Here is a 12,990-nt window from a genome sequence, read left to right as displayed (position 1 = left end):
TACTTCCGGAGCGGGCACATGGCAGGACGGAACCGCCCGGCCATCGGTGCGGACAAGCGGCTCGCCCTGAACCGTATGGGCAGTTTCGACTGGGACCTGATGAAGAGGACCCTCGATCTCGATGCGGCGGGGCTGGCGGTGTTCGACCTGCGCCCGGGGGAGTACGACGGAGATCCCGAGTCCCTGAGCCACCGCGTGCCGCGCGAGGAGGGAGTACGTCTCGACGCCACCGTGGACCGCGCGATCCGCAGCGGCCGGACGTCGTACGGAGCGTACTTCCAGGTCACCCGCCGTAACGGCGTCCGTCAGTGGACCCATGTGCGGGCCCGAATCCTCCGCGACGACCGGGGACGCCCGCACCGCGTCATCGGCATCGTCCGCAACGCGACCACCGAGCTGAGCGAATTCGCCGAGGTCAGCCCGCAGGAAGCCGGCCGGAGACGGCTCACCGCCCTCGTCCAGGGCACCACCGAGGCCCTGTCCCGCGCGCTGACCGTCGACGATGTCACCGCTGTCCTGAGCGACGCGGGCGGCCTGGAGCGATTCGGCGCCGAAGGGCTGGCGCTCGGCCTCGTCGACGGCGGCTCGGTCCGGCTGGTGGCCCTGTCCGGCGAGTCCCTGGAGCCCCCGGGGACGCGGGGCGAACAGCCCGTCGCCCCGCTGGACGACACCATGCCGCTCGCGCGGGCGGCACTCACCCAGCGTGCCCGCTTCGCCACCTCGCTCTCCGAACTCCGCGAACTCGCCGGACTCGCCGAAGCCGGAGCCGAAGCCGCGCCCGGACTCGCCGGAGCCGGGTCTGCCGGGACCGCCGAAGCCGGGACCGCCGGCCCTTCCGACGCCCTGGCCCGGCTGCGCGCGCACATCAACGGCCACGGATTCGACGCAGCGGCCTTCCTCCCGCTCGTGGCCCAGGCCCGCTCCATCGGCGGCCTCGCGCTGTTCTACCGGGGCCGCACCCACTTCACGCCCGAGGACCGCAACGTCTGTCTCGGCCTCGCCGGCATCGTCGCCCAGTCGCTCCAGCGCGCGATCCTCTTCGACCAGGAGCGGGAGTTCGCCACCGGACTCCAGTCGTCCATGCTGCCGCGCGACATCCCGGCCTTCACCGGCGTCGAGATCGCGGTGCGCTACCACGCCGCCTGGAGCGGCAGGGAGGTCGGCGGCGACTGGTACGACGTGATCGCCCTGCCGCGCGGCCGGGTCGGCGTCGTCGTGGGCGACGTCCAGGGACACGACACACACGCCGCCGCCGTCATGGGCCAGCTGCGGATAGCGCTCCGCGCCTTCGCCGGCGAAGGCCACCCGCCGGCGACGGTGCTCGCGCGGGCCTCCCGGTTCCTGGTCGAGCTGGACACCGAGCGCTTCGCCACCTGCACCTACGCCCAGCTCGACCTCTCCACCGGAGCCGTACGGGCGGTACGGGCGGGGCATCTCGGCCCGCTCGTCCGGCACACCGACGGCAGAACGGGCTGGCCCCATCTGCGCGGCGGACTGCCCCTCGGTCTGGCCACCGAGTTCGGACAGGAGGACTTCCCCGAGACCCGGCTCGACGTGGTGCCCGGCGAGACGTTCGTGCTGTGCACCGACGGGCTCGTGGAGGAGTCCGGACTCGACATCGAGGAAGGCATGGCGGAACTCGCCCATGTCGTACGCACCGGACCCGGCCGGGCGAGCGCGCTCGCCGACCATCTCGCCGGCCGGCTGTGGCACCGCTGGGGAACCGGCGACGACGTGGCGCTCCTCGTCCTGCACCGGGCACCCGACCCCGGCACCCGGCAGGCGCCCCGTATCCACCAGTACATCCACCAGGCCGACCCGGAAGGCCTGGCCGAGACACGCGCCGTGCTGCGCCAGGCGCTGGAGGACTGGGGCCTGGCGGCCCTGACGGACGATGTACAACTGGCCGCCGGAGAGCTGCTGGTGAACGTGCTGCTGCACACCGAGGGAGGCGCCGTCCTCACCCTGGAGGTCGTACCCGGCCCGGTACGGCGGGTCCGGCTCTGGGTGAAGGACCGCTCCAGCGCTTGGCCGCGCCGACGCTGGCCGGGCGAGGCGGCGACAACGGGACGCGGACTGCTGCTGGTCGACGCGGTGTCGACGCGCTGGGGCGTGGAGCCGCGCGGGGACGGCAAGGCGGTCTGGTGCGAGTTCACCCCGTCGACCGGTCGCGGGGCGTGAGGGACGGCGGACGCGTGCCGGAGTGATCGCGTACGTCCCGGACGTCCCGGACGCCGCGTACGCCCGCCGCCGGTGCCCTCCGGGCGAGGGGGCCGCATCGCTCAACGCTCGCGTGCGGGGGGGCGATGTCTGTCGTGGACCGTATCCGACGGATGGCGTCCGCCCCCCTCGTGGCCCGCCCTGCGGGGCCTCGTCGTCCGGCGGCGCTTACCGCCGCCGGGCGATCGCGCCAGGCCGACCCGTGGTCCGGCTCCCGGCTCCGGCCCCAGTTCTCGGTCCCAGTTCCCGGCTCCCGGCTCCCGGCTCCCGGCTCCCGGCGCCGGTCCCCGGTCCCCGGTCCCCGGTCCCCGGTCCCCGGTCCCCGGTCCCGGTTCTCGGTTCCCGGCCCCGGTTCCCGGCCCCGGCCCCGGCCCCGGCCCCGGCGCCGGGCGCGGGCGCGGCCGTCGGTCGTGGCGGGGACAATGGTGCGGTGACCTACCGCTACGACGTGCTCGGTACGACCAGGGCCTTCGGCCCGGACGGCGCCGAGATTCCGCTCAGCGGGGCGAGGGTGCGCGCGCTGCTCGCCGCGCTGGCCGGCGCCGGTGGCCGCGCCGTCTCCGTCGACCGGCTGGCCGCGCTGGTCTGGGACGACGCCGCCGAGCCGCCCGCCGACGAGGCCGCCGCGCTCCAGGCCTTGATCGGGCGGCTGCGCAAGGCGCTGGGCGGCGCCGCCATCGCATCGGTGCCCGGCGGCTACCGGCTGGTGGCGGCGCGCGACGACATCGACGTGTTCCGCTTCGAACGGCTCGCCGCCGAAGGGGCGTCGGCGCTCCAGGACGGCGACGGTGCCCGCGCGGCCCTCCTGCTGGACGAGGCGCTGGCGCTGTGGCGCGGGCCGGCCCTCGCGGATCTGCCGGGCCGGGACACCGACCCACTGGCCGTACGCGCGCGGCGACAGCACACCGAGGCGCGTCGCGCCCGACTGACCGCCGACGTCCGGCTCGGCCGCCCCGAGCGCGCACTGCCGGGGCTCGCCGCGCTGGTCGCCGAGGCGCCGCTGGACGAGCCGCTTCAGGCCACGAGGATCGCGGCACTGCGCGCGGCGGGACGCCGGGCCGAGGCCCTTCAGGCGTACGAGGAGGTACGCGCCCTGCTGGCGGACCGGCTCGGCACCGGGCCGTGCGCGGAACTGCGTTCCCTGCACGCCCAGTTGCTGGCGGACGACGAGACCGACGCCCGGCACCGGCAGCACACGGCCGGCGCCCCGGCCGCTTTCCCCGGCGATCTCCCCGGGAACCTCCTCGGGAATCTCCCCGCCCGGCTCACCTCGTTCGTCGGCAGGGAGTCCGAACTCGCCGCGCTCTCCGTCGAGTTGCGCGCGCACCGCCTCACCACACTCACCGGGCCCGGCGGCGCGGGCAAGACCCGGCTGGCCTTCGAGACCGCCGAGAGCGCGGCCCGCGCGAGCGGTCACTGGCCGGACGGTGTCTGGGTGGCGGAACTCGCCTCCGTACGAGAGCCCGGCGACGTGGCGGAGACCGTACTGACCGCGCTCGGGGCCCGGGAGACGGCGGTGCGTGGTCCCGGTGGCACCGGGGGCGCCGCGACCGACCCACTCACCCGGCTCGTCGAACACTGCGGCTCCCGCCGTCTGCTGATCGTCCTCGACAACTGCGAACAGGTGATCGGCGCCGCCGCCGAACTCGCCGAGACCATCCTCACCCGCTGCCACCAGGTGACCGTCCTGGCCACCAGCCGTGAACCGCTGGGCGTACGCGGCGAGTATCTGTACGGCGTCGGCCCGCTGGCGCCGAACGGGGCGCTGCGCCTGCTCGGTGAACGCGGCGCCGCCGCCCGCCCCGGCTTCCGCACCGAGGACGACCCGGCGGCCTGCGAGGAGATCTGCCGCAGGCTGGACGGGCTGCCGCTCGCCGTCGAACTGGCCGCGGCCCGGCTGCGGTTGCTCACCCCGCGCCAGCTCGCGGACCGGCTCGACGACCGCTTCCGGCTGCTGGGCGCGGGCAGCGGCAGCCGTACCGTACTGCCGAGACAGCAGACCCTGCGGGCCGTCGTGGACTGGTCGTGGGAACTGCTGACGGAGACCGAACGGGCCGTGCTGCGCAGGCTCTCGGTCTTCGTGGGCGGCTGCGCGGCGAGCGAGGCCGAGGAGGTCTGCGCCGGTGGCGGTCTGCCGGTGTTCGAGACGCTCGCCTCCCTTGTCGACAAGTCGCTGCTCGTGGCCGTACCCGGCGGTCCGGACGCGATGCGTTACCGGCTGCTGGAGACCGTCGCCGAGTACGCGTCCGGGCGGCTCGACGAATCGGGCGAACGGGCGGTCGTCGAGCTAAGGCATCTGCGCGCCTACCGCGAGCTGGTACGGCTCGGTGAACCGGAGCTGCGCGGGCCCCGACAGGCTTACCGCCTCGGGCAGTTCGAGCGGGAGCACGACAACGTACGCGCCGCGCTGCGCACCGCGCTCCGCCATGACGGCGGGCCGGCGCGTGAACAGGACGCGATGTGCCTCGTGCTCTCGATGAGCTGGTTCTGGCAGGTCCGCGGCCATCAACGCGACGCCCGCGACTGGTCCGAGGCCGTCACGGCACTCGGACCCGACCCGTTCGCGGCGCCCGTCCGGCCCGCCGTACCGCTCGCCGACCCCTGCATCGACCTGCCGCCGCCCTGGTCCGACGAACAGGTGTGGGAGGCCAGGCGCGGTGTGCGGCTGCTGCGCTTCGCGAGCGGCGGGGGAGGGGGCGAGCGGGCGGACGGCGGCGACGACGACAAGGACAAGAGCAAGGGCAAGGGCAAGGGCAAGGGCCAGAGCAAGGACAACGCCCAGATCTGGGGAGGCCCCGACACCCGCGACCAGCTCACCCGGATCGTCGCCGCCTACCGCAAGGATCTGCCGCAGGTCTGCCGGCAGCCCGCCGTGATGTGGTTCTTCGCCGGGCTGCTGGTCGGCGAGTGGCGCGGCATGGGCGAGACGCTGGACGCCCTGGTGGACGCGTGCCGCGCACAGCCCGGCCGGGGATGGGACCTCGGTCTCGCGCTCACGCTGCGGGGGAAACTGCTCGACACCGGGCCGGACAACGAGGAGCGGGCGGCACGCGACGCCGACGAAGCGGTGTCGCTGTTCGAAGAGGCCGGTGACTCGGTCATCCTCGCCGAGTCCCTGTCCGCCCGCGGTGAGTCCTACGAACGCCGGGGGCGCTACCCGGAGGCGGCTGCGGACTTCGAACGGGCCATGGCGAGCTGCGCGCGGGTCGGAATGCCCATCCAAGTCTCCCTGTTCAAGGCGCGGTTGGCCGCGGTACGGCTGGAGGCCGCGAGCACTCCGGCCGACGAGGAGGCGGCCGAACGGCTGCTGCGGGAAGCGGTCGAGGAGTCGCGCGGCCACGCGGGACGCAACGGCGGGGCGGCCCGGCTGCTGCTCGCCGGACGCTACGGCCGTACCGGGCGCACGGGCCTCGCCCGGACCGAGATCGCCACCCTGGAGGAGGAGCCGGGCTTCCGTGAACACGGCCTTCAGATGGGCGTCACGGAGGGACTGCGCGGCTGGCTCGACTGTCTCGACGGCGCGTACGAGCAGGCGCTGGTCCATCTCCGGGAGTCCGTACGCCTGTTGGACAGCCTGGCCCATCTGGTGGCACCGCAGCTGATCCTCAGTCAGTTCCTCTGCGCCGCCTGGGCGAAGACGGGCAACGGTGAAGCGGCCGACGGGGCACGGCTGTTGGGGGCGTACGGACAGCACACCGGGCTCGCGGAGAAGTTCCTCTTCCATCCCTACCCCGCCGCCTACGAGCGGGAGATCGGCCGGCGCGCCGAGGCCGAGGCACGGGCCGCGCTCGACGAGCGGACCTGGACACGCGCGTACGCGGAAGGCGGCGCCCTCTCCGTCAAGGAAGCAGCCGCCCTCATCTGACCCGACCGCTGTATGTCCGCCCGGCTCCGGGCGCGGTCAGTCCGGGAGCGGCAACCCCGTGTAGTTCTCGGCCAGTTCGGCGGCGGCGTGCCGCGACGAGGCGATCCGGTCGAGCTGGGCGAGCTGTAGCCGGGTGTCGAAGGGGGACTGCGCCGGGTCGGTGTGCAGGGTCGTCGTCATGAAGTACGAGAAGTGCTCGGCCCGCCAGACCCGGCGCAGACAGGTGTCCGAGTAGGCGTCGAGCAGTTCCTCCGAACCGGTCCTGACGCGCTCGATCAGGGCGCGGGCCAGCACGATCACATCGGCCGCCGCCAGATTGAGGCCCTTCGCGCCGGTCGGCGGCACGATATGGGCGGCGTCCCCGGCCAGGAACAGCCGGCCGAAGCGCATGGGTTCGGTGACATGGCTGCGCATCGGCAGGACCGCCGTGGAGAGTACGGGCCCGCGCACCAGCCTCCAGCCGGGATCGGCGTCGATCGCGAAGCGGGCGTCCAGCTCGTCCCAGATCCGGCCGGCGGGCCAGTCGGCGGTGTCGGTGCCGCCGGGGACCTGGAGGTAGAGACGGCTCACCGAGGGCGAGCGCATGCTGGCGAGAGCGAACCCGCGTGCCGAGTGGGCGTAGATCAACTCGTCGTGAACGGGGGGCGCTTCGGCGAGGACGCCCAGCCAGGAGAAGGGATAGACGCGCTCGAAGTCCGTCCGGACCGATGCGGGGAGGGCGTCGCGCGCCACCCCGTGGAAACCGTCGCACCCGATGACGTACGAGCAGCTCAGCGTCTGTTCGCGGCCCTCGAGCAGATACCGGACCGATGGTCGCGCGGTGTCCGCGCCGTCCACACCGAGCACCTCCGCTTCGAACAACAGCGGCCCTCCCTCGGCCAGTTGGAGCGCGATCAGATCCTTGACCACCTCCGTCTGCGCGTACACCATCACCCGTCGACCGCCGGTGAGCGAGGGGAAGTCGACGCGGTGGGCACGCCGTCCGAAGCGCAGCTCGATCCCGTCGTGCGGGATTCCCTCGCGGTCCATGCGTTCGCCCGCCCCGGCGGCGCGCAGCGCGTCCACCGTGGCCTGCTCCAGGATTCCGGCCCGCTGGCGGTGCTCGACGTAGGCGCGGTCGCGCCGTTCCAGGACGACGCTCTCGACACCCGCGTTGTGCAGCAGCCGGGCCAGGAGCAGCCCCGCGGGCCCGCCTCCGACGATGCCGACGGTGGTACGCATCAGGCCTCGTCCCTCGTCGTGGATGTCACGGACGTCGCCGACGGCGCGGAGGGCGCGAATTCGAGGAACACCGTCTCGCCGGGCCCCTGCAACCGGATGTCGAACCGAAACCGGCGCGGGCCCTCCGCCCGCGCGACGAGAGTGCCCCGCCGTTCGCCGGGCAGCGCCGACAGCACCGCGTCGTCGACGGCGCCCCCGTCGACATAGGCCCGGGTGAAGAGGTGATGGGTGAGCCCGCGCGCGAAGAGACACAGCGACACATAGGGCAGCGCGGCAGGCGGCGGCAGCGTCCGCACCACCCAGTGCCCGTCCGCGTCCGTGGCGACCCGGGCGAACCCCGTGAAGTCGACGCCGCTGCGGCCGAGGAATCCGCCGGTCACCGGGTCGCGCCGAAGCGATCCGTACTGTCCGGCGAGCGAACCGTCCGGCGCCGCCTGCCAGGTCTCCACCAGCGCGTCCGGCACGGGCTCGCCCGCACCGTCGTACACGCGCCCGTGCACGGTGATCGTGTCCGGATGGTCCGGGGGCGCGACCTCGCCGCCGTCGCGGAAGGGCAGGGCGTATCCGTAGAACGGGCCGATCGTCTGCGAGGGGGTCGGTGCGGGCATCAGTGGTCCTCCTCGGGATCCGGGAGCGTGGCGGCCGGCCCGTCGAGCACTATGTCCCAGCGGTACCCCAACGACCGCTCCGGCACGGAGAGTTGGTGGTCGTACGCCGCCACCAGCCGGGCTCGGGCGGCGGCGTCCGTGACGGACTGGAGGATCGGGTCGTACGGGAAGAGCGGGTCGCCGGGAAAGTACATCTGCGTCACCAGACGCTGTGTGAACGCCGTCCCGAACAGCGAGAAGTGGATGTGCGCCGGCCGCCACGCGTTGGTGTGATTGCGCCAGGGATACGCGCCCGGCCTGACCGTGGTGAAGGCGTACGCGCCCTGATCATCCGTCAGACACCGTCCCACACCAGTGAAGTGGGGGTCGAGCGGCGCCGGATGCTGGTCACGCTGATGCGCGTACCGGCCCGACGCGTTGGCCTGCCACACCTCCACCAGTTGACCGCGCACCGGCCGGCCGCCACGGTCCACGACCCGCCCGCTGACGGTGATCCGCTCACCGAGCGGCTCGCCCTGATGCTGCCGGGTCAGATCCGCGTCCAGCGCGGTGATGTCGGTGACCCCGAAGACCGGACCGTGCCACTCTGCGGCCTCGGGGTCGGCGCCGACCCGCAGCGCCGGCTGGCGTGGATGACGCAGGACACTGCTGCGATACGGCGGACAGTCACGCGCGGGATGCAGTGGCGGCGCACCTCCGGCCGCCACGGCCCGCGCGGTCAGCTCCTGCGCGGCGGCGATCTCCGCGCTGATCTCGTCCTGGGTCGGGGCCACTTGACTCACCTCTCCCGGACCTGGGCGCCGGTCCGCCGCCGTATCTCGTCGACGGTGACCCCGTCGGCGGTCTCGATCAGCACCAGCCCGTCGGACGTGATGTCGAGCACCGCGAGATCCGTGATGACGCGCTGGACGCACGCCCGCCCGGTGAGCGGCAGCGAGCACCGCTCGACGATCTTCGGCGAGCCGTCCTTCGCGGTGTGCTCGGTCATGACGATCACCCGCCGGGCCCCGTGCACCAGATCCATCGCCCCGCCCATCCCGGTGATCATCCGTCCGGGCACCGACCAGTTGGCCAGATCGCCGGCCGCCGACACCTGCATCGCACCGAGGACGGCGACATCTATGTGGCCGCCCCGGATCATGCCGAAGGACAGCGCGGAATCGAAGGACGCGGCTCCGGGGAGCACGGTCACGGTCTCCTTGCCGGCGTTGATCACATCAGGGTCGACCTGGTCGTCCGTGGGATAGGGCCCCACCCCGAGGAGCCCGTTCTCCGAGTGCAGGACCACATCGGCGTCCTCGGGCAGAAAGCCCGGGATCAGGGTGGGCAGACCGATACCGAGATTGGCGTACGTTCCCGGAGTCAGCTCGGCAGCCGCACGGGCCGCCATCTCACCTCGTGACCAGGCCATCAGTCGCGTACCGTCCTCTTCTCGATGCGCTTGTCGGCGGCTGCGGCGGGGCTGAGCGCCACCACCCGCTGCACGAAGACACCGGGCACGTGCACGGTGTCCGGATCGAGCTCGCCCGGTTCGACCAGCTCCTCCACCTCGGCGACGGTGACGCGACCGGCCATCGCGGCGAGGGGGTTGAAGTTGCGGGCGGCCCGGTGGAGGACGAGATTGCCGTGCCGGTCGCCGCGAGCGGCCCGTACCAGCGCGAAGTCCGTCGTGATGCCGAACTCAAGGATGTGCTCCTCGCCGTCGAAGACCCGGACCTCCTTGGCGGGGGATGCCTTCACCACCTCGCCGTCCGGCCCGTACCGCCAGGGCAGCCCGCCGTCGGCGACCAGGGTGCCGACGCCGGCGGGCGTGTAGAAGGCGGGAATCCCGCAGCCGCCGGCCCGTAGCCGCTCGGCGAGCGTGCCTTGCGGCACCAGCTCCACCTCGACCTCACCGCCCAGATAGCGGCGGGCGAATTCCTTGTTCTGGCCGATGTACGACCCGGTGACACGGGCGATCCGGCCGGCCGCGAGGAGCTTGCCGAGACCCTCGCCGTCCAGTCCGCAGTTGTTCGAGACGATGCTCAGCCCGCCGGCGCCGAGGCGCAGAAGCGCGTCGATCAGCTCGTTCGGCACGCCGCAGAGCCCGAAGCCGCCGACGGCGACCGAGGCGTGGTCGGGGATGTCGGCGACCGCCTCGGCGGCGGACCGGCTGACCTTGTCCATGGGGACTCCTTGCCGGGCGACGTAGGCCCCGGGAAGCACTCGGCTTTCGCTTGTTCGCCAGATGAACTAGAGTTCATTATCTGCTCGACCCGAGTGTGCGGTTCCCCGGCGACGGGTGTCAACGCCTTGCGGGAAGCTTCCAGGTCCCGGTCCGCTGCCCCGAGGAGAGTCCGATGCCCGACGAGATGCCTCAAGCGATGCCCGAGGAGACGTCGGGAGAGACGCCGGGAGAGACGTTGGAGGAGACGTTGGAGGAGACGCCGGAGGCGGAGTCCTCCGCCCCCGGCCGGCCCGCGCCGCCGGAGGCCGTCGGCCCGCTGATGCGCGGCATCGCCGTGCTGCGCGAGGCCGACAAGGCGGGCGGCCGACTGCCCCTGAGCGACCTGGTCCGCAGGACCGGCCTGGCCCGCTCCACCGTCGACCGGATCGCGGCGACCTTCGCACGCATGGGATACGTCCATGTCGACGGCCATCTGCTCACCCTCGCCCCCCGGCTGATGGAACTGGGCAACGCCTATCTCGCGGCCCTGCGACTGCCCGCCCTGCTCGGCCCGCTCGCCGAGCGACTCGCCGACGAACTCGACGAGTCGGTGTCCCTGGCCGTGCCCGACGGCGACGGGATCCGCTTCGTCCACCAGACCACCCGGCGCCGCACGATGTCCCTCACCTTTCGTATCGGCGACCTGCTCCCCGCCGAACGGACCGCGCCCGGAGCGCTGTTCGCCGCCGACTGGGACGAGTCGGACTGGGCGCGCTGGCGCGAGCGCCGCGCCACCGACCCCGAGGGGAGACGCTTTCCCTCGGCACCTGGCCGGGCCGGCGCGGTGCCCGACCTGGAGGTCCGCGCCGCCGACGAAGGCAAGCGGGGCGTGGGCATCGACGACCAACTGATCGAGCCGGGCCTGCTCGCCCTCGCCGTACCGGTGAGAGCCCCCGACGGCACGATCGCCTGCGCACTGAGCGCGGTGAGCCACACCAGCCGCCATAGCGCGGCCTCCCTGCGGGCGGCCCTGCTGCCACAGGTACGGAGGGCCGCGGGGGAGATGGAGCGAGTGCTCCGGGAAGCTCCCCCGTCGCCCGGCGGCACCCGTTCCCCGGAGCGGAACCCCACCGGGGCCCCGACGGCGGGCCTCGCCGACTGGACCTCCGCCACGAAGCAGGAACTCGGCGCGGGATTCGTCGAATCACTCGCCCGCGGCCTCACCGTCCTGACGGCCTTCGGAGCGGACCGGCCCGAACTCACGCTCAGCGCCGTCGCCGAGACGACCGGACTCGCGCGGGCCACCGCCCGCCGGGCCCTGATCACCCTGGAGCACCTCGGCCACCTCACGTCGGCCGGGCGCACCTTCCGCCTCACCCCGCGGGTCCTCGCGCTGGGCTACCCCTCGCTCTCCCGCACGACACTGGCCGAGATCGCCACACCGCACCTGGCCGCGCTCGTGCGCCGGGTGCACGACTCGGCGTCTCTCGCGGTCCTGGTGGGCGACGACATCCAGTACATGGCGCGCGTCTCCACCACGCGGATCATGAGCGTCAACATCTCCCTGGGCACCAGATTCCCGGCGTACGCCACCTCGATGGGCCGGGTCCTGCTCGCCGACCGCCCGCCCGCGGACCGCCTGCCGGCCACCGGACTCAAGCCCCTCACCCCGTACACGACGACCGACCCCGTACAGCTCGCAGCCCTCCTCGACCGGGTCGCCGAGCAGGGCCACGCGCTGGTGGACGAGGAGTTGGAGGAGGGCCTGCGCTCCCTCGCGGTACCGGTCCGTGACCGCACCGGCCACGCGGTGGCGGCGCTCAACGTCGCCATGCACAGCAGCCGCCGCACGGTCGAGGAGTGCCTGACCGACCTGCTGCCGGAGCTTCGCGGCACGGCCGCCGCGATCGAGGCCGACCTGCACATCGCGGGACGCTTCACCCGAATCCCTCAGACCTCCTGACCCGGCCCGCCCTGAGCTGACGTGGCCTGGGTCCGGCGCGATCCGAACGACCCGCCCTAGGACCGGTCGGCCAGCCGTTCCCGTGCCTCCGCCAGGTCCGCCTCCGTCGGCGCGTCGTCCTGGGTCAGTCTGCGGCGCCAGTAGCCGGTGAAGTGGACCGAACGCCGGTCGAGCCCTCGCTCACCGATCAGATGCCGGCGCAGCGCCCGTACCGCACCCGCCTCGCCGCCGAGCCAGGCGAACACCGACCCCGCCGGGAACTCCGCCGCCCGCACCGCCTCGACCAGCGGCGGGCCGTCGCCCGTCGACGCGGCACGGTGCAGCCAGTGCACCGTCAACTCGCCCGCCGATGTGAACGGTTGCTCCTCGGCGGCGTCCCACACCTCCACGTACACCACCGCACGCGCCCCCTCGGGCAGCGCCTCGACGAGCGTGCCGATCGCCGGCAGCGCCGACTCGTCACCGGCCAGCAGTAGCCAGTCGGTGGTCCCGAGCGGTACGGGCTCCGCGAAGTAGGCGGACGGGCCGAACATGCCGAGCACATCACCGGGCCGCGCCGACCGCGCCCACCGGGTCGCGGGGCCCTCGGCCGAAGTCTCACCCGCACCGGCGTGCAGGACGAAGTCGATGTCGACCGTGCCCCGCGCCGGGTCGTGCGCGCGGATGGTGTAGCTGCGCGCCCAGGGCCGTTCGCCCTCCGGGATCGCCTGGAAGGCCCCGTACCAGCGCATGACATCCCCGTCGGCGCCGGGCTCGGGCAGCACGGGAGCGGACTGCCCCGGCCTGGGGAAGTAGAGCTTCACCTGCTGGTCGGGAGCGTCGTACGCGAAATCGGCCAGGGCACGGCCGCCGAAGGTGACGCGGACCATACGCGGCGAGAGCCGCCGTACCGCCGAGACCTCGACGAGGCGAACCGGCAGGGAGGGAGCGGCGGGTGTGTCTGTGTGACGTGTCATGCCGGGAACGG

Annotated in this window: 9 protein-coding genes; 3 read left to right on the top strand and 6 right to left on the bottom strand. The window is 73.3% G+C overall.

Features of this window, described 5'->3' with window-relative positions:
* Positions 1–18 precede the first annotated feature (18 nt).
* Positions 19–2,181, top strand: coding sequence for a SpoIIE family protein phosphatase (locus tag ACFYNU_RS07680; RefSeq protein ID WP_356585072.1), 2,163 nt, complete (start codon positions 19–21; stop codon positions 2,179–2,181).
* A 469-nt stretch (positions 2,182–2,650) separates the two neighbouring features.
* Positions 2,651–6,085 carry a BTAD domain-containing putative transcriptional regulator gene (locus ACFYNU_RS07675; protein WP_356585071.1) on the top strand — a complete coding sequence of 1,145 codons (3,435 nt, stop codon included), beginning with the start codon at positions 2,651–2,653 and terminating at the stop codon, positions 6,083–6,085.
* Positions 6,086–6,121: 36 nt separating this feature from the next.
* Here the strand turns inward: ACFYNU_RS07675 and ACFYNU_RS07670 are convergent, their stop codons facing one another.
* The 5 genes from ACFYNU_RS07670 to ACFYNU_RS07650 are packed head-to-tail and all read right to left on the bottom strand — an operon-like array spanning position 6,122 to position 10,080.
* Complete coding sequence (locus ACFYNU_RS07670) at positions 6,122–7,306, bottom strand: 4-hydroxybenzoate 3-monooxygenase (RefSeq protein ID WP_356585070.1); 1,185 nt, start codon at positions 7,304–7,306, stop codon at positions 6,122–6,124.
* Positions 7,306–7,914, bottom strand: a complete 609-nt coding sequence (pcaG, locus tag ACFYNU_RS07665) for a protocatechuate 3,4-dioxygenase subunit alpha (RefSeq protein WP_356585069.1) — start codon at positions 7,912–7,914, stop codon at positions 7,306–7,308. The genes ACFYNU_RS07670 and pcaG overlap by 1 nt, the downstream gene beginning before the upstream one ends.
* Complete coding sequence (gene pcaH, locus ACFYNU_RS07660; protein ID WP_356585068.1) at positions 7,914–8,687, bottom strand: protocatechuate 3,4-dioxygenase subunit beta; 774 nt, start codon at positions 8,685–8,687, stop codon at positions 7,914–7,916. The genes pcaG and pcaH overlap by 1 nt, the downstream gene beginning before the upstream one ends.
* Positions 8,688–8,692: 5 nt before the next feature.
* The gene (locus ACFYNU_RS07655; RefSeq protein WP_356585067.1) at positions 8,693–9,325 is read right to left on the bottom strand and encodes a 3-oxoacid CoA-transferase subunit B; all 633 of its coding nucleotides are present in this window, start codon (positions 9,323–9,325) and stop codon (positions 8,693–8,695) included.
* A complete protein-coding gene (locus ACFYNU_RS07650) occupies positions 9,325–10,080 on the bottom strand; it encodes a CoA transferase subunit A (RefSeq protein ID WP_356585066.1) in 756 nt (251 codons plus the stop codon). The genes ACFYNU_RS07655 and ACFYNU_RS07650 overlap by 1 nt, the downstream gene beginning before the upstream one ends.
* Before the next feature lie 173 nt (positions 10,081–10,253).
* Between ACFYNU_RS07650 and ACFYNU_RS07645 the strand changes: the two genes are divergently transcribed.
* Entirely contained in the window at positions 10,254–12,023 is a 1,770-nt protein-coding gene (locus tag ACFYNU_RS07645; RefSeq protein WP_356585065.1) for an IclR family transcriptional regulator C-terminal domain-containing protein, read from the top strand.
* A 56-nt stretch (positions 12,024–12,079) separates the two neighbouring features.
* On the opposite strand, the gene ACFYNU_RS07640 is transcribed toward ACFYNU_RS07645, so the two are convergent.
* Complete coding sequence (locus ACFYNU_RS07640; protein WP_356585064.1) at positions 12,080–12,979, bottom strand: siderophore-interacting protein; 900 nt, start codon at positions 12,977–12,979, stop codon at positions 12,080–12,082.
* Between the last annotated feature and the right edge of the window lie 11 nt (positions 12,980–12,990).

Origin of the sequence: Streptomyces sp. NPDC006643, assembly GCF_042870175.1 — a bacterium.
Lineage (GTDB): Bacteria > Actinomycetota > Actinomycetes > Streptomycetales > Streptomycetaceae > Streptomyces.
Note: the sequence above shows the minus strand (reverse complement) of the source record. Positions and strands in the feature narration are given on the sequence as shown.